The following is a 15928-nucleotide window of genomic DNA, read 5'->3' on the forward strand; positions in this document are numbered from 1 at the left end:
GCCGGACGAGTCCTCGGCGTGAACCTTTAACGGCGCTTGAACAGCAGTTTGGGCAGGCCGGCCGGGATCGGGCGGCGGGTGGTGGCCGGGGTGGCCATCGGCCGCGCGCCGTGCGAACCGTCCGGCATCGCCCCCGGGCGCTCGGTGAGCGGGCCGGCCGGCTCCAGTCGCAGCACCCGGCACTCGCGGGCCCAGCGGTCGGTGATGGCGTCGGTGTCGGGCGCGTTCAGCCGCTTGCCCCTGAGCTCCTCGACGGCGCCCCGCCAGGCCTCGCCGTCCGGTGCGAGCTCGACCACCCGGGCGCTCCAGCCGGTCAGCCGGCCGCCCTTGTCCTTGCTGCGGACGGTGACCGTGGCCCCGGTGCCCGGCTCCAGGCCGTGCAGCGGCTGCTCGCCGCCCCCGCCGACCACCACGACCGCGCCGTCGTGCCAGGCGTGCCACAGCGGCCGGGCGTGCTCCTGGCCGTCCGCGCGTACCCAGAGCAGGCCGGACTTCTTCGCGGCCTCCTCCAGCAGGGCCCGGTCGAGGAAGTCGTCGGCGGTCGCGGGGGCGGGCGTACGGTCCATGGCGCACAGCGTACGGCTTCCCCCGGGGCCGCCTCCCCGTCGTCCGGATGTCTCACCCTCCGGGCGACAGTTCCATTACGGCACCACGGGCCTTACCGTATGACCGCCCCACTCTCGCCCCGCCGCCGCCCCACCCCTCGTGACCAGCAAGGAGCGCCGTGCCCGCCGCCCGGCCCGCGACCGCCCCCTCCGCCGACCCCGCGACCGCCGACCCGCGTCCGGCGCACCCGCACCCGCACCCGCATCCGCATCCGCTCCCGACCCTCGACCTGCTGCTGCTCGCCGTGGCGATCGGCGGCATCTCCTTCTCCGGCCCGCTGATCAGCGCCACCGCCGCACCCGCGCTGGCGATCGCCTTCTGGCGCAACGCGATGTCGGTCGGCGCCCTCGGCCCGTACGCGCTGCTGCGCCACCGCGCCGAACTGCGCGGGATCGGCCGGCGGGCGCTGCTGCTCGCGGTGGCCGCCGGGACGCTGCTGGCCGTGCACTTCGCGCTCTGGATGCCCAGCCTGCGGATGACCTCGGTGGCCTCGGCCACCGCCCTGGTCACCACCACCCCGCTGTGGACCATCCTGCTGATGCGGCTGATGGGGGTCAGGGCGCCGCGGCCGGTCTGGATCGGCACGTTCGTCGCCTTCGCCGGCGTGCTGGTGCTGACCGGCGTGGACCTCTCGCTCTCCCCGCAAGCGCTGCTCGGCGACGCGCTCGCGCTCGCCGCGGGCCTGGCCTCCGCCGCCTACGTGCTGCTGGGCGCCGAGGTCCGCAAGACCGTCAGCACCACCGCGTACACCCTGGTCTGCTACGCCACCACGGCGGTGGTCCTGCTGGGGGTCTGCCTGGCCGCCGGGACGCCGCTGGCCGGGTGGTCCGCCGGGGTGTGGTGGCAGATCGTGCTGCTGATGGTCACCGCCCAACTGCTCGGCCACTCGCTGACCAACCGGGTGGTGCGCAACCTCGGACCGTCCATCACCTCCACCGCGATCCTGCTGGAGACCCCGGGCGCGGCCCTGATCGCCGCCCTCTGGCTGGGCCAGTGGCCCCCGGTGGCCGCCTACCCGGCGATGGTGCTGATCCTGCTCGGCCTGGTCCTGGTCGCCCGCGGCGGGCGGCGCTGACCGCCGTCGTGCCCGGCCCCGGCCCCGGTCCTGTCCTGGGCCCGGTCCTCGTCCTGCTCCCGGTCCTCGTCCTGGTCCCGGTCCCTGCCGTCGTCCCGGCTCCGGCCGTCGGTGCGGTCAGAGCCAGCCGTTGCGGCGGAAGCCCCGGTACATCCCGACGCAGATCAGCGCGATCGCGCCGAGCACCGTCGGGTAGCCGTACTTGTGGTGCAGCTCGGGCATGTACTCGAAGTTCATGCCGTAGACGCCGGTGATCATGGTGGGCACCGCGAAGATCGCCGCCCAGGCGGTGATCTTGCGCATGTCCTCGTTCTGCGCCACCGAGACCTGCGCCAGGTTCGCCTGGAGGAGCGAGTTCAGCAGTTCGTCGAAGCCGTGCACCTGCTCCGCGACCCGGGCCAGGTGGTCGGCGACGTCCCGGAAGTACTTCTGGATGTCCGGGTCGACCAGCCGCTGGAGCGGCTCGGACAGTTGCTGCATCGGGCGCAGCAGTGGCACCACCGCGCGCTTGAACTCCAGGACCTCGCGCTTGAGTTGGTAGACCCGGCCGACGTCGGCGCTGCGTCCGCCCTTGGCCGAGAAGACGCCGTACTCGATCTCGTCCACGTCGTTCTGGAGCCGCTCGGCGACCAGCAGGTAGTTGTCCACGACGTGGTCGGCGATCGCGTGCAGAACGGCCGCGGGCCCCTTGGCGAGCAGCCCGGCCTCGTCCGCGTCCGCCTCCAGCCGGTGGCGCAGCTCCTGCAACGAGCCGTGGCCGCCGTGCCGGACGGTGATCACGAAGTCCCGGCCGGCGAAGACCATCAGCTCGCCGGTCTCCACCACCTCGCTGGTGGGCGTGAGTTGGTCGTGCTCGACGTAGCGGATGGTCTTGAAGACGGCGAACAGCACGTCGTCGTAGCGCTCGACCTTCGGCCGCTGGTGCGCGTGCACCGCGTCCTCGACCGCGAGCGGGTGGAGGCCGAAGCGCTGGGCGATCCCCTCGAACTCCGCCTCGGTCGGCTCGTGCAGCCCGATCCAGCTGAACGACCCCTCGCCCTCGGGGAGTTGGTGCGCGGCCTTGACCCGGCGGGCGGCCTCGCGCGGGCTGCACGTCTCGCCCCTGCGCCTGCCGTGCTGGTAGACCGCGCAGTCCACGACCGCCGAGGCGGCGTCCTCGGCGACGTCGTAGACGCCGGCCGCGCCGCGACGGCGGTTGGTGCGGACGGCGGCGCGCAGGCTGTTGATCATCGACATGGCAGGCTCCCAGAGGCAGGAACCGTCGTGCGGCGACGTGGAAGAAGAAACGTTCGGCCGCGGAACGACGGCGGAGAACACCGGTGAAGAAGGGGATGAAAGTGCTCTCCCGGCCGGTCCGTTCACCGTGGGGCCTGCGCCCGGGGCTACCGCGGCTGATTCAGCCGGTTGGGCCCGCGGGGCGAGGGGTACGGGGAAGTCGGGGCCGGGCAGAGCTGCCGGTACTGCATGGTCGGCCGGTATCCACCGCAACCACCTCCTTCATGCCGCCGCCCCGGGACGAACGATCCCGGTGGCCAGTCGCTCACCCTAACAGCTGACCGGGCGTCGACGCCGACGGGTTTCCCAGAGGTTTCCCAAGCTTTTACGGGATCCGGTACCACCCCCCGCCCGCGACCGCCCCCGACCTGCCCGGACGCGGCCCGCGCGGCCCCGGGGGTTACGCTCACCGGCATGGCGCACGACTTCCCGTCCTTCGGCGATCCCCACGGCGGCAGCTCCCCCGAGCTCTCCCGGGAGGCGGTGCTGGCCGCCGTCGAGGCCCGGCTGATCTCCACCCTCGGCGAGCCGGGCGGCCGCGCCGCGGTCACCTTCCTCGGCGCCGACCGGATCGAGGTGCTGCGCTTCGGCCCGGACGCCCAGGGCCTGGTGCGGTACGCGACGCTCGGCATGTCCGCCGCGCCGATGGCCGACCCGACCTCGCCGGTCGCCGACCAGGTGCGCGGCCCGCGCGTCGAACTGCTGCTGACCGTCAGGGGCGGGCGCGACAGCGTGCTGCGCACCCTGGCGACCTTTGCCGCGACCCCGCAGGTCGAGGGCCTGGTGGTGGCCCCGGGGGGCTCGCTGGACCTCGGTTCCCCGCTCTGGGACGGCGCGCCCTTCACCTCGGTGCTGGCCGCCGAACCCGGGGGCCTGGTCGAGGACCTGGAGCTGGCCGATCCGGCCGATCCGGTCCTCTTCCTGCCGCTGCTGCCGATGACGCCCAACGAGGCGGGCTGGAAGCGGGTGCACGGCGCGGCCGCGCTCCAGGAGCGCTGGCTGGACCAGGGCTCCGACCTGCGCGACCCGGACCGGCGCGGCGTCCGGCTGGACTGACGCCGGGTCGGGCAGGGGGGCGGAAACGACCGGAGCCCGGAGCGGGGGACTCATCATCCCTTGCTCCGGGCTCCGGTTCGGCTCAGCGCTCGATCGGCTTCATGCCGGTGGCCTGCGCCAGCAGCGCCTCGTACACCTCGGGGTCGGTGGTGTACTCGCCGAGCCGGACGGTCTTGCGGGCGCCGTGGTAGTCGCTGGAGCCGGTGACCAGCAGGCCCAGCTCGCCGGCCAGGCCGCGCAGCCGCACCCTGGTCTCCTCGTCGTGGTCGGTGTGGTCGACCTCCAGCGCGGCCAGCCCGGCCGCCGCGAGGTCGGCGATCACCTGGTCGGAGACCGTCCGGCCGCGCTTGACCGCGCCCGGGTGGGCGAACACCGGCACCCCGCCGGCCGCCCGGACCAGCCGGACCGCCTCGACCGGGTCGGTCTCGTGCTTGCGGACGTCCGCCCGCCCGCCGTTGGCCAGCCAGTCGGCGGTGAAGGCGTCCGAGACGGTGGCCACCACGCCCGCCTCGACCAGCGCGCTGGCGATGTGCGGCCGGCCGACCGAGCCTTCCCCCGCGATCCGCTGCACCTGCTCCCAGCTGATCTCCGCGCCGAGCTCCCGGCAGCGTTCCACGATCGCCCGCCCGCGCCGGAACCGGTCGGTGCGCACCAGCTCCCGCTCGCGCGCGAACGCCGGCTCCTCGGGGTCGAACAGGTACGCCAGCAGGTGCATGCTGATGTCCTCGACGACGCAGGACAGTTCGGCGCCGGGGACGACGGTCAGCCGGGTGCCGCCGGGCAGCGCGTGCACGGCCTCGGCGGCCTCGGTGTGGCCGGCCACGGTGTCGTGGTCGGTCAGCGCCACCACGTCGAGGTTCGCGGCGACGGCCGCCGCGACCAGTTCGGACGGGCTGTCGGTGCCGTCGGAGGCGTTGCTGTGGGCGTGCAGGTCGATGCGCACGGATCAGGCTCCTCGGGGCTCGCGGGTGCCGCCAGGATAGGCCGTCACGCCCCGGGAGCGGGGGCCGGTCCGACTGTCCGGGCTCCCACCCGCCGGACTGGACGCCGGACGGGACGCGGGCTGGATGCCGGGCGCACGACGGCGGTCCGGGGACGGGCCTACCCGAGCAGCCGCGGGGAGAGCGCCCCGCAGGGCAGCAGGCCCAGCTCGGCGCCGGCCTCCCGCAGGTCGGTGAGCACCAGTTCGTCGTACATCACCAGCGCGGACTGCTCGGGCCAGGCGACCGCCCAGAGCCAGAGCCCGCGGGCCTCGCCGGCGAACACCGCGCGGTCGGCCGGGGCGTCCGGGACGTGGAACATCGGGGTGGGCCGGCCGGCGGCCATCAGCTTGGCGTCGGCGGGCTTGTAGAGGCCGACGGAGTCGCCGGGGTCGGGCCCCGGCAGTCCCGCGTAGCGGGCCCCGAGACCGACCCCGAGCTCCTCGGCGATCAGCACCAGCTCGCCGAAGCCGCCGAGCGGCGCGGGACCGGAGCAGGCGACAGCGGTGGCCCGGGCGCCCGAGATGTCGTCGCCGACGTGGGCGATGCCGGTGTAGAGCCAGCCGACCGGGAGCGGCCAGGGCAGCCAGACGGGGACCTGCGAGCGGGCGACGGCGACGCCCAGGGCTTCCACACTGGGGGGCAGCACGGGCTGCATCGGGTGGACCGCTCCGTGCCGGTCGCACTGCCAGGTGTCTGAGAACAGACCGGGGGCGCGGACCCGACCGGCGCACCTCGGGCAGCTTGGCTCGCCCCTCATAGCCGTCAACGCTCCTCCCTCCGGACCGCCGCGTCAAGGACGATCACCCGTACGGAGGGCTCGGCGGAACCTGTCGGTGGCGGTCGCCCGGCCGGCGCTCGGTGGGCGCTTCGCGGGCGGCTCCCGTTGGGGGATGTCCCGTCCCGGGCGGCGGCAAACGTCCGGGGCTCCGGGGCCGGACACACTGACGCCCCGTCATCGGCGAATGCGGTGACAGGGCGTCAGTCGGGTATCGGAACGTCCGGATCGGACGCTCCCGGCTCGTCGGCGGCGGGTGAGGACTCCCGTTCGGGGGCGCCGCGCCGGGTCAGATGGTCGGGCACGGACGGATGAGCAGGCGTTCGCCCGTGCGGGCGGCGGCCTGGACGAACTCGCGCACGGTGGCGGCGTCGGCGATCAGGCTGTCGGCGGCGGAGCCGTCGGGTCCGTCGAGTCGGACGATCTCGAAGCGCATGGTCTGTGTCATGGGCGTCTCCTTTCCTGGCCCCGCGGGGCGGGGCGGTTGCGGCTGAGTCGGTATCAGCCCTTCAGGGGTCCTGCGGATCCGGCGGTGAGGCCGGACCGGGCGGGTCGTCGTCGCGCGTGCGGCGGTCTGCTGCGGCAAGGGCTCCCCCTGCTTGCCTGGTGCGTCCAGTGCCTCGTGAACCACGGTGACGTGGCGGTGCTACCGGGCCGTTGCCCGTCCGTGACGTCCGGGTTTCGGATGATCGGCGCCCTGCTGGAGACCGGCGATGATTCCCGGACAGAATCAAAGATTACCGTAACTAACGAATTTTGTCCTGTGTTGAAGCCGGTCGAAGTTGAAGAAGTGGTACAGACCACTTCTCGGCGAACGGGGGAACCGGCCCGCAACGGAGCGGGTCGGAGCGGGCCGGTCAGGCCCAGAGCGCGGCCAGCGCCTCGGCCGTGGCGGCCGGCTGTTCGGCGTTGGGGGAGTGCCCGGCGTCCGCGACCACCACCCGGCGGGCGCCCAGCCGCTCGGCCATCGCGGTCTGCTCGGGGACCGGCCAGGCGTAGTCCCGCACCCCGGACAGCACCAGCAGCGGCAGCCCGGCGGTGACGGCGGCCAGCTCGGCCACCCGGTCCGGCGCGGCGACCAGGTGGCCGCCGGTGACCGTCAGCGACTGCGGCACGTTGGCCAGCCAGCGCCGGTGCAGGAACTCCGCGACGGCCGGCTCCCGGGCGGGCCTCGGCCGCCCGCTCTGCGCCTCCAGCTGCCGCATGACCTGCCAGATCTGCTCCAGGTCCATCATCTGCAAGGCGTCCAGCAACAGCTTGGTACGGGCGGCCTCGGCCGGGTCGATCGCGCCGGGACCGGTGGACACCAGGGTCAGCGACCGCCAGGGCAGCGGGCCGTCGGCGGCCGCGGCGAGCACCGCCTCGCGCACCACCTGGCCGCCGAAGGAGTGCCCCAGCAGGTGCAGCGGGGCGCCGTCGGCCGCCAGGGCCCCGGTGAGCGCCCGGACGTCCGCGCCGAGCGCCCCGACCCGGTACGCCGCCGGGTCGTCCGGGCCGCCGGTCTGGTACTGCCCGCGCTGGTCCACCGCGGTCACCCGGTACCCGGCGGCGGCCAGCGGCTCCAGCAGCGCGATGAAGTCCTCCTTGCTGCCGGTGAAGCCCGGCACCAGCAGCGCCGAACCGCGCACCGGCCCGTCCGGCTCCGCCCGCAGCGCCGCGAACTCGCCGCGCCCGGTCACCACCCGCTCGGCACGCGCGCACCCGGGCAGCGTCAGAAACGGCGGCGTGCTCATGGGCTGCTCTCCTGGCTGTCCTGCCGGCGGCCTGCTGTCCCGCCGGCGACTCCCCGACGCCCCGAGCTTAAGGCCGTGGCCCGCGGCCCCCCGCCGGGCCGCGTCGTCGGGCCGGGAACGCCCGAGGGGGCGGGCCAGGCCACCACGGCCTGGCCCGCCCCCTCGGGGGAGACGCGGGGAGTGTCAGCTCTCCGGGGTGGCCTCCACCGGCGCGGCGGCCTTGCGGGCGCGGGTGCGCTTGCGCGGCGCCGGGACCTCGGTGGCGGCCTCGGCGGCCTCGGTGGCCGGGGCCTCCGGGGCGGTCTCGGCGACGGCCTTCGGCTTGCGGGCCCGGGTGGCCTTCTTGGCCGGGGCCGGGGCCTCGGTGGCGACTGCCTCGACGGTCGCGGCCGCCTCGACGGCCTCGGCCTTCGGCTTGCGCGCGCGGGTGGCCTTCTTCGCCGGGGCCGGAGCCTCGGCGACGACCACGTCGGCGGCGGCCTCGACGGCCTCCGCCTTCGGCTTGCGGGCGCGGGTGGCCTTCTTGGCCGGGGCCGGAGTCTCGGCGACGATCGCCTCGGCGGCGGCCTCGACGACCGCGACCGCCTCGGCGACGACCTCGGCGGCCTCCGCCTTCGGCTTGCGGACCCGGGTACGGGTGGCCTTCTTGGCCGGGGCCGGAGCCTCGGCGACGACCGCCTCGGCCACGGCGGGCTCGGCCACGGCGGGCACGGCGACGGGCTCGGCCACGACGGGCGCGACGGCGACGGCCTCGGCGACCGTAGCCGCCTCGACCACCGCGACGGCCTCGGCCGCCGCGGCCCCGCCGCGCGAGCGGCGACGGCGACGGCGCGGCGCGGCCTCGCCCTCGGCACCCTCGACGGCCGGAGCCGCCACGGCGGCCTCGGTCACGACGGCCGCGGCCTCGCCCTCGGCGCCGACCTCGCTGCCCCGACGGGTGCGACGGCGCTCACGGGTGCGGCGCGGCTTCTGCTCCTCGGCCTCGACCGCGGCGGCGCCCGGACGGCCGGAGCCGCCCTGCCCGCGCTGCCCGCGCTGACCGTCCTGCCCGTCCTGTCCGCCGCGCCCACCGCGACCGCCACGGCCCGAGCGGGCGCCGCGTCCACCGGTCTCGCCGAGGTCCTCGACCTCCTCCGCGTTGAGCCCGGCACGGGTCCGCTCCGAGCGCGGCAGGACACCCTTGGTGCCCGGCGCGATCTTCAGCAGCTCGTACAGGTGCGCGGAGGTGGAGTAGGTCTCCTCCGGGTCGTTGAACGACAGGTCCAGCGCCTTGTTGATCAGCTGCCAGCGCGGGATGTCGTCCCAGTCGACCAGGGTGACGGCGGTGCCGGAGGCGCCGGCGCGGCCGGTGCGGCCGATCCGGTGCAGGTAGGTCTTCTCGTCTTCGGGGCACTGGTAGTTGATGACGTGGGTGACGCCCTCGACGTCGATGCCACGGGCTGCCACGTCGGTGCAGACCAGCACGTCCACCTTGCCGTTGCGGAAGGCCCGCAGGGCCTGCTCGCGGGCGCCCTGGCCGAGGTCGCCGTGGACCGCGCCGGCCGCGAAGCCGCGTTGGGTCAGCTGGTCGGAGACGTCGGCGGCGGTGCGCTTGGTGCGGCAGAAGATCATCGCCAGCCCGCGGCCGTCGGCCTGGAGGATGCGCGAGACCATCTCGACCTTGTCCAGCGAGTGCGCGCGGAAGATGTGCTGCTCGGTGTTGGCGACGGTCGCGCCGGTGTCGTCCGGGGCGGTGGCCCGGATGTGGGTCGGCTGGCTCATGTACCGGCGGGCGAGGCTGATCACCTGGCCCGGCATGGTGGCCGAGAACAGCAGGGTCTGCCGCTTGGCCGGCAGCATGGTGATGATCTTCTCGACGTCGGGCAGGAAGCCCAGGTCGAGCATCTCGTCGGCCTCGTCCAGGACGAGGGCGCGGACCTTGGACAGGTTCAGCTTCTTCTGCCCGGCCAGGTCGAGCAGCCGGCCCGGGGTGCCGACCACGATGTCGACGCCCTTGGCGAGCGCCTCCACCTGCGGCTCGTACGCCCGGCCGCCGTAGACGGCGAGGACGCGCACGTCGCGCACCTTGCCGGCGGTCTGGAGGTCGTTGGTGACCTGGGTGCACAGCTCGCGGGTCGGGACGACGATCAGCGCCTGCGGGAACTCGGAGAGCTGCTCCTCGGTCGTCCGGCCGGCGTCCACGTCGGCGCGCACGACGACCCGCTCGATCAGCGGGAGGCCGAAGCCGAGGGTCTTGCCGGTGCCGGTCTTGGCCTGGCCGATGACGTCGTGGCCGGTCAGCGCGACCGGCAGGGTCATCTCCTGGATGGGGAAGGGGTGGACGATGCCGACGGCTTCGAGCGCCTCGGCGGTCTCCGGGAGGATCCCCAGGTCCCGGAAGGTCGTCTTGATGGGTTCAGCGGTGGTGGACAGGGTGCTGCCTCTTCCGTGTGGAGGGGCCGAGAGCGAGCGGCGGGCGGGCAGCCGCGCGGCTGCGTACGGGCCTGGGCGGCCCTGATGCAGCTGCGCGGACGCACAACCGCGCCGGTCCCTGCGGCCGGCCGGTGCGCGCTTCCCTGGTGCGGGGCGCGTCGCCGGCGGCGTCGGGGAGGATTCCCGTGAGGGACCTGCGCGGGACCTCCGCCTCGGGGCGTGGTCTCGGCGGCCCTCGCTCGGCCACTGATGCGGTGCCAAGGCTTGAAGTCCAAGCCATGGTCGGAGCCGATCGGCTCTCCGACCGGGCATCCGCGTACGTGAGTACCCGTGCCTCCGGTGCGGACACGTCCGGCTGGACGGTGCCGCTGTGGAGCGGGCTCGCGGGGGTTACCGAGACGGCGGTGACACCGTGCGAACACGACGGGGCTCCGTACCACCATACAGTCAGGCGACGACTCGAACACGTGACGCGTCTGACATTGCCCCCGGCAACTGCCGCCGGACCGGCAGGTCGGGCCGGTCATCCGGGCGCGGCCGACGGCCGGGGAGCCACCCGGGCGCGGCCCGCGGCTCGTCTTCGGGAGTCCGGGGACAGGCCGTAAGGTGGCGGGTCATGGAGACCCATGGTGAGACGCAGGACGAGGCGGCCGGCTCGATCGGGGACTGGGCCACGTGCTCGGCCGACCCCGGCTACCGGGCGGCCGTGCTGGATCTGCTCGGCGCGCTCGCGTACGGCGAGCTGAGCGCCTTCGAGCGGCTCGCCGAGGACGCCAAGCTGGCGCCCGACCTCGCCGACAAGGCGGCGCTGGCCCGGATGGCCTCCGCGGAGTTCCAGCACTACCAGCGCCTGCACGACCGGCTCGCCGAGACCGGCGCGAACCCGCAGGAGGCGATGCGGCCGTTCGTCGAGCCGCTGGAGCTGTTCCACCGGATGACCGCGCCCTCGGACTGGCTGGAGGGCCTGGTCAAGGCCTACGTCGGCGACGCCATCGCGACCGACTTCTACCGCGAGGTGGCCGTCCGGCTGGACGACGACACCCGCGACCTGGTGCTGAGCGTCATGTCCGACACCGGTCACGCCCAGTTCGCGGTCGACAAGGTGCGCCAGGCGATCGAGGCCGACCCCCGGGCCGGCGGCCGGCTCGCGCTGTGGGGCCGACGGCTGATGGGCGAGGCGCTCAGCCAGGCCCAGCGGGTGGTCGCCGAGCGCGACGCGCTGTCCAACCTGCTGGTCGGCGGCGTGCAGGTGCAGGGCTTCGACCTGGTCGAGGTCGGCAAGATGTTCAACCGGATCACCGAGGCGCACACCAAGCGGATGGCCGCCCTCGGCCTGGCCTCCTAGGGCCCGTCTTCAAACCCCCGCCTGCGGGGCGACGCCGGGGCCCGCCCTGGGAGCCGCCCGGCCGGTCAGGCCGCCCGGTGCCGCCGCGCCGTGCGGTGGGCGCCCGACCGGTGCGGGTGGTGCCGGTGCGCCGGGGCACGCCCGGCGGCGAGGTCCGGCCTGGCCAGCAGCGAGGTGACCACGCCCGAGGTCAGCGCCGAGGCCGCGACGGACACCGCCGGGTAGTGCCCGTACAGGGTGAAGTGCGCGATCGCCCCGCCGACCAGCGCCGCCGCCAGCGCGGTGCCCAGCGTCAGGGCCCGGGAGGCCCGGAAGTACGAGGGCAGGGCCAGCAGCGCGGTGCCGCCCGTCACCAGGCCGACGACGGCGAAGACGATCGACTCGACCAGCAAGACTGCCTCCCGGGGGAACGGGCGTGCGCACCGGCGCCGCACCCTCGCCGTACCCCGGTCCGCGCGGCCGTACACACGACGGTGCCCCGCTCCCCCAAGGGGAACGGGGCACCGGGCGATCCCTGTGCGGCGGCGCCTCAGGTGGTGCCGAAGCCGACCTTGCGGGCGGCCGACTCGCCGATCTCCACGTACGCCAGGCGCTCGGCCGGGACGATGATGCGACGGCCGTGCTCGTCGGACAGCGCGAAGATCTTCTCCGAGCCCTCCAGCGCCTTCGCGACCGCGTTCTGGACCTCGTCCGCAGTCTGTGCGCTCTCGATCACGATCTCGCGAGGCGCGTTCTGCACGCCGATCTTGACCTCCACGGCTTCCGTCCCTCCGGGTTGCAGCCTCCACGCACGGGCACCGGACCGCCTGGGACAAGCGTTCCCGGCGACCGCGCCGTACGGCTTCACCATAGAGCACCGGATCACCGGCCAGGCGAAGGTCGGTGGATCAGTCCTGGTCGGCGGCGTCCTCGCCGGACTGCTCGCCCGGGTGCATCGGGAAGCCCTTCAGGCCGCGCCAGGACAGGCTGGCGACCAGTCGCACCGCCTCGTCGCGGGGGATCTCCAGACCCTGTGAGAGCCAGTACCTGGCGGTGATCTGGGCCAGGCCGCAGACCCCGGCGGCGAGCAGCTTGGACTCCGCCTCGGGCAGGTCGGTGTCCTCCTGGATCACCTTGCTGACCAGCGTCGCGCTCGCCTCGGAGGCCCGCTCGACCCGCTCGCGCACGGCCGGCTCGTTGGTCAGGTCCGACTCGAAGACCAGCCGGAAGGCGCCGGACTCGCTGGAGACGTAGTTGAAGTACGCCTCCATGGTGTTGGCCACCCGCTGCTTGTTGTCGGTGGTCGCCGACAGCGCGTCGCGGGTCGACTCGACCAGGGCGTCGCAGTGCTTGTCCAGCAGCGCCAGGTAGAGGTCCAGCTTCCCGGGGAAGTGCTGGTAGAGCACCGGCTTGCTCACCCCGGCGCGGTCGGCGATGTCGTCCATGGCGGCCGCGTGGTAGCCCTGGGCGACGAACACCTCCTGGGCGGCACCGAGCAGTTGTTCACGGCGGGCGCTTCGCGGCAGGCGGGCACCGCGCGGGCGCTCCTGCGCCTCCTGGATGGCCGTCACGGCGCTCCTCACTTCGGGGTTCGTTCGGGGTGGCAAGAGGACCGATTCTACTTTTCGGTAACCGCGCCCGCGTTCGGCGGAGGCGAGAAAAGCGGGTCGGCCTGATTGTCAGGAGCCCACAATACGGCGCTGACCTCGGCCTCGGCAGTGGTGTGACGGGGGCACCGGACGGCCCGACCACCCCGGGGGTCCCCGGTCCCGGCTCACTACCATCGTCCACCATGAGCGGCGCTGAGCAGCAGGTACGTACGGTCGAGGTCCCCGGCGCGGTGCTCGCGGTGCACCGCGCCGCCGGGGACCGTGCCACCGACGGGCGCGAGCCCGGGCTCTTCGTGCACGGCCTCGGCGGCTCGGCCGCCAACTGGGAGGCCCTGATGGGCCGGCTCTCCGGACTGGTCGACGGCGAGGCCGTGGACCTGCCCGGCTTCGGCCGCTCCCACCCGCCCGCCGACGGCAACCTGACCGTCTCCGGCCACGTCCGCGCGGTGATCGGCTACCTGGAGGCCGCCGGCCGCGGCCCGGTCCACCTGTTCGGCAACTCCCTGGGCGGCGCGGTCTCGGTCCGGCTGGCGGCCCTGCGCCCCGACCTGGTGCGCAGCCTCACCCTGGTCTCCCCGGCCCTGCCCGAGCTGCCCCCGCAGCGCTCCGCCTGGCCGACCGGGCTGCTGGCGGTGCCGGGGGTGCCCGCGCTGCTGCGCCGGCTGTCCGCGGGCGGCCGCGACGCCGAGGCGGCCACCGAGGACCTGCTGCGGCTGGTCTACGGCGACCCGGACGGCCTGAGCCCGACGGCCAGGGCCCAGGCGGTGGCCGAGTACCGGCGCCGGCTGGAGGTGCCGCACGCGATGCGGGCGCTGGCCGGCTCGGCCCGCGGCATCGTCTCGGCGTACACCGAGCGCGGCGACCAGGCGCTGTGGCGGCAGGCCGAGCAGGTCGGGGTGCCGGTGCTGCTGGTGTACGGGTTGCGCGACAAGCTGGTCTCCTACCGTTCGGCCCGCCGGGCCTGCGCGGCCTTCGCGGACGCCCGGCTGCTGGTGCTGCCGGAGTCCGGGCACGTGGCGATGATGGAGCACCCCGACGCGGTCGCCCGGGCGGTGCGGGAGCTGATCGGGCACGCCGTGGGCCGGGAGGGCGCCGCCGACCGGAACGGCACGACGGGCTGAGCGCCGGCGCCGCGGCGGGCTCGCGCGGGCGGCCGCGCATACCGCCCGGCAACGGCCCGGTGGTGGCGGAGGTCACGGCGGTTCACTCGATCAGGTGGCAGGCAGGCATGTGACCGATGGATCGGCCCGGGCCGGTCCTACCTTTCTGCTGTCGGACCGAACAGGTGTGGGGGAGCCGCGGCCGCCGGAGGAACCGGAGTGCGGTCGCGGCCGAGGGACCCGGGCGGGCCGGGCCCGGCCCACCGGAGCGGGCGCCCGGGGAACGGAACGCGGGGCGTCCGCGACCGGGCCGCCGGAGGGCCGCCCGGAGGCACCGCGACCCCCGCCGGGGCCGCCGGACCCCCCGTCCGACCGTCCCCGCCGTCGTTCGGGGCGCCCCGGACGACCGCGGGGGCCGCCCGGAAATCCGTCGATCCGACCGCGATCCCGCCCAGCGAATCCGCTCTGCCCTGGAGGTCTCCCGTGCGCGTTGCCCTGCTCACCGAGGGTGTCCGTCCGCATGCCGGGCGTGCTGCCGGAGGCCGGTGCGACCGGCCGGCTGCGGGCGCAGGAACGCTTCGCCGTGGAGCCGGTGACCGTCGCCTTCCGGGAGATCCACCTGGAACCGGTCTCGCAGTACCCGGCCTTCCCCGGGGGCGGTGGCGGGGCCGGCCCGGCGCCGCGCCCGTTCGCCCGCCCCACCGGGTACTGGCCGGCGCGCACCGCTGAGCGCCGCCCGTGCCGTCCGTCCGTGCCGTCGATCCACCCGGGATCCGTTGGGTGATCCCCGTTCTCGTCCCGTTCGTTGAATTCAGTCCGCCAGGTCGTCCCCGACCTCGCTTCGTGGAAGGACGCCCCCGATGAGGGTGCTGCTGCTGGGCGCCGACGGCTTCATCGGCCGCCGGGTCACCGATCGTCTGCTGATGGACCAGGAGTTGCAGGTGACGGTGCTCGGCCGACGCGACTCGGCCGACATCCGCTTCGACCTGACCACGGGGAGCCCGGGCGCGTTGGCCCGGTTCCTGGACGCGGTCGCGCCGCAGGTGGTGATCAACTGCGCGGGCGCCACCTACGGCAGCTCGCGCACCCTGATCCGGTCGAACACGCTGGCCGTCGCGACCGTCTGCGAGGCCATCCGGCGCAGCCGGGAGCCGGCCAGGCTGGTGCACGTCGGCTCGGCCGCCGAGTACGGTCCGGTGCCCGGCGGGGTGCCGGTGTCCGAGCAGGCCGAGCCGCGCCCGGTCGGCCCGTACGGGGTGTCCAAGCTGGCCGGGACGGAGCTGGTGCTGGCCTCCGGGCTGGACGCGGCCGTGCTGCGGGTGTTCGACGTGGTGGGCCCCGGGGCGCCGACCGCCTCGCTGTTCGGGCGGCTGGCCGAGGGCCTGCGGCGGGCGCTGGAGCGGGACGAGAACCAGGTGCGGATGCCCGACCTGTCCGGATACCGGGATTTCGTGGACGTGCGGGACGTCGCGCGGGCCATCCAGGCGGCCGCGGTGTCGGCCGCCACCGGGGTGATCAACGTCGGCAGCGGGCACGCCGTCCGGGCCAGGGACGCGGCCCAGCTGCTGGTGCGGGCCTCGGGCTTCGAGGGCTCGATCGTCGAGGAGAACCGGCAGGTCCTGCTGCCCGCGCAGCTCGCCGGGGCGGGCAGCGACCACCTGCCGGGCCACCACCTGCCGGGCCATCACCAGCCGGGCCACCACCAGCCCGGTCAGCACCTGCCGGGGCACCGCCCCGAGGGACACCGGCCGGAGGGCAGGGCCGTACCGGGCGAGCCGGTGCCGTGGCGGCAGGCGGACGTCCGCACCGCCAGGGACCGTCTCGGATGGCGGACGCAGGTGCCGCTGGAGGAGTCGCTCGGCGACGTCTGGCTGGAGACGGCCTGCCGGGTGTGAGCGCGCCGCGCGGTGTCCCGGGCCCGTCAACCACGGGCTCGGGGCGCCTTCCCCGGCCGCGCCGCCGGTTCCACGATCCGATGC

General features: G+C 74.9%; 16 protein-coding genes. 6 read left to right on the forward strand and 10 right to left on the reverse strand.

From position 1 onward, the window contains the following. Positions 1–26: 26 nt before the first annotated feature. Positions 27–566 (reverse strand): hypothetical protein, encoded by a 540-nt coding sequence (locus ACZ7C5_RS14870; RefSeq protein ID WP_401083309.1) that lies wholly within the window; start codon positions 564–566, stop codon positions 27–29. A gap of 158 nt (positions 567–724) precedes the next feature. Between ACZ7C5_RS14870 and ACZ7C5_RS14875 the strand changes: the two genes are divergently transcribed. After that, the gene (locus tag ACZ7C5_RS14875; protein ID WP_470322709.1) at positions 725–1681 is read left to right on the forward strand and encodes a DMT family transporter; all 957 of its coding nucleotides are present in this window, start codon (positions 725–727) and stop codon (positions 1679–1681) included. A 117-nt stretch (positions 1682–1798) separates the two neighbouring features. Here the strand turns inward: ACZ7C5_RS14875 and corA are convergent, their stop codons facing one another. Next, positions 1799–2917, reverse strand: a complete 1119-nt coding sequence (gene corA / locus ACZ7C5_RS14880; RefSeq protein WP_401083313.1) for a magnesium/cobalt transporter CorA — start codon at positions 2915–2917, stop codon at positions 1799–1801. Between the two features lie 453 nt (positions 2918–3370). Here corA and ACZ7C5_RS14885 point away from each other — a divergent pair, with 453 nt between their 5' ends. Next, positions 3371–4012, forward strand: a complete 642-nt coding sequence (locus ACZ7C5_RS14885) for a suppressor of fused domain protein (RefSeq protein WP_470322710.1) — start codon at positions 3371–3373, stop codon at positions 4010–4012. Positions 4013–4094: 82 nt separating this feature from the next. Here ACZ7C5_RS14885 and ACZ7C5_RS14890 read toward each other — a convergent pair whose 3' ends face one another. From ACZ7C5_RS14890 to ACZ7C5_RS14910, 5 genes are all read right to left on the reverse strand, one after another. Beyond that, on the reverse strand, positions 4095–4955 hold the full coding sequence (locus tag ACZ7C5_RS14890; protein WP_470322711.1) for a PHP domain-containing protein: 861 nt from the start codon (positions 4953–4955) through the stop codon (positions 4095–4097). 158 nt (positions 4956–5113) lie between these two features. After that, complete coding sequence (locus tag ACZ7C5_RS14895; RefSeq protein ID WP_188295012.1) at positions 5114–5752, reverse strand: DUF6758 family protein; 639 nt, start codon at positions 5750–5752, stop codon at positions 5114–5116. A gap of 307 nt (positions 5753–6059) precedes the next feature. Beyond that, entirely contained in the window at positions 6060–6218 is a 159-nt protein-coding gene (locus tag ACZ7C5_RS14900; protein ID WP_188295023.1) for a hypothetical protein, read from the reverse strand. 409 nt (positions 6219–6627) lie between these two features. Next, positions 6628–7503, reverse strand: a complete 876-nt coding sequence (locus ACZ7C5_RS14905; protein WP_401083320.1) for an alpha/beta fold hydrolase — start codon at positions 7501–7503, stop codon at positions 6628–6630. Between the two features lie 183 nt (positions 7504–7686). Then, positions 7687–9801, reverse strand: coding sequence for a DEAD/DEAH box helicase (locus ACZ7C5_RS14910; protein ID WP_470322712.1), 2115 nt, complete (start codon positions 9799–9801; stop codon positions 7687–7689). A 730-nt stretch (positions 9802–10531) separates the two neighbouring features. On the opposite strand from ACZ7C5_RS14910, the gene ACZ7C5_RS14915 reads away from it, so the two are divergent. Further along, a complete protein-coding gene (locus ACZ7C5_RS14915) occupies positions 10532–11260 on the forward strand; it encodes a ferritin-like fold-containing protein (RefSeq protein WP_401083323.1) in 729 nt (242 codons plus the stop codon). A 65-nt stretch (positions 11261–11325) separates the two neighbouring features. Here the strand turns inward: ACZ7C5_RS14915 and ACZ7C5_RS14920 are convergent, their stop codons facing one another. The 3 genes from ACZ7C5_RS14920 to ACZ7C5_RS14930 form a co-directional block, all read right to left on the reverse strand. Beyond that, complete coding sequence (locus tag ACZ7C5_RS14920) at positions 11326–11652, reverse strand: hypothetical protein (RefSeq protein WP_401083325.1); 327 nt, start codon at positions 11650–11652, stop codon at positions 11326–11328. Between the two features lie 137 nt (positions 11653–11789). After that, positions 11790–12017, reverse strand: a complete 228-nt coding sequence (locus ACZ7C5_RS14925) for a DUF3107 domain-containing protein (protein ID WP_401083326.1) — start codon at positions 12015–12017, stop codon at positions 11790–11792. Positions 12018–12147: 130 nt separating this feature from the next. Further along, the gene (locus ACZ7C5_RS14930) at positions 12148–12810 is read right to left on the reverse strand and encodes a TetR/AcrR family transcriptional regulator (protein WP_401083328.1); all 663 of its coding nucleotides are present in this window, start codon (positions 12808–12810) and stop codon (positions 12148–12150) included. Positions 12811–13031: 221 nt separating this feature from the next. Between ACZ7C5_RS14930 and ACZ7C5_RS14935 the strand changes: the two genes are divergently transcribed. From ACZ7C5_RS14935 to ACZ7C5_RS14945, 3 genes are all read left to right on the forward strand, one after another. After that, positions 13032–13970 carry an alpha/beta fold hydrolase gene (locus tag ACZ7C5_RS14935; RefSeq protein ID WP_401083330.1) on the forward strand — a complete coding sequence of 313 codons (939 nt, stop codon included), beginning with the start codon at positions 13032–13034 and terminating at the stop codon, positions 13968–13970. A 499-nt stretch (positions 13971–14469) separates the two neighbouring features. After that, positions 14470–14733, forward strand: a complete 264-nt coding sequence (locus ACZ7C5_RS14940) for a hypothetical protein (RefSeq protein WP_470322713.1) — start codon at positions 14470–14472, stop codon at positions 14731–14733. A gap of 76 nt (positions 14734–14809) precedes the next feature. Beyond that, positions 14810–15844, forward strand: coding sequence for an NAD-dependent epimerase/dehydratase family protein (locus ACZ7C5_RS14945; protein WP_470322714.1), 1035 nt, complete (start codon positions 14810–14812; stop codon positions 15842–15844). Positions 15845–15928: the final 84 nt, after the last annotated feature.

Source organism: Kitasatospora sp. NPDC036993, assembly GCF_055607525.1.

Coding starts and splice junctions, on each gene's coding strand:
- ACZ7C5_RS14870 (WP_401083309.1), bottom strand. CDS start 566: ATGGACCGTACGCCCGCCCCCGCGACCGCCGACGACTTCCTCGACCGG.
- corA (WP_401083313.1), bottom strand. CDS start 2,917: ATGTCGATGATCAACAGCCTGCGCGCCGCCGTCCGCACCAACCGCCGT.
- ACZ7C5_RS14885 (WP_470322710.1), top strand. CDS start 3,371: ATGGCGCACGACTTCCCGTCCTTCGGCGATCCCCACGGCGGCAGCTCC.
- ACZ7C5_RS14895 (WP_188295012.1), bottom strand. CDS start 5,752: ATGAGGGGCGAGCCAAGCTGCCCGAGGTGCGCCGGTCGGGTCCGCGCC.
- ACZ7C5_RS14900 (WP_188295023.1), bottom strand. CDS start 6,218: ATGACACAGACCATGCGCTTCGAGATCGTCCGACTCGACGGACCCGAC.
- ACZ7C5_RS14905 (WP_401083320.1), bottom strand. CDS start 7,503: ATGAGCACGCCGCCGTTTCTGACGCTGCCCGGGTGCGCGCGTGCCGAG.
- ACZ7C5_RS14910 (WP_470322712.1), bottom strand. CDS start 9,801: ATGACCCTGCCGGTCGCGCTGACCGGCCACGACGTCATCGGCCAGGCC.
- ACZ7C5_RS14915 (WP_401083323.1), top strand. CDS start 10,532: ATGGAGACCCATGGTGAGACGCAGGACGAGGCGGCCGGCTCGATCGGG.
- ACZ7C5_RS14935 (WP_401083330.1), top strand. CDS start 13,032: ATGAGCGGCGCTGAGCAGCAGGTACGTACGGTCGAGGTCCCCGGCGCG.
- ACZ7C5_RS14940 (WP_470322713.1), top strand. CDS start 14,470: ATGCCGGGCGTGCTGCCGGAGGCCGGTGCGACCGGCCGGCTGCGGGCG.
- ACZ7C5_RS14945 (WP_470322714.1), top strand. CDS start 14,810: ATGAGGGTGCTGCTGCTGGGCGCCGACGGCTTCATCGGCCGCCGGGTC.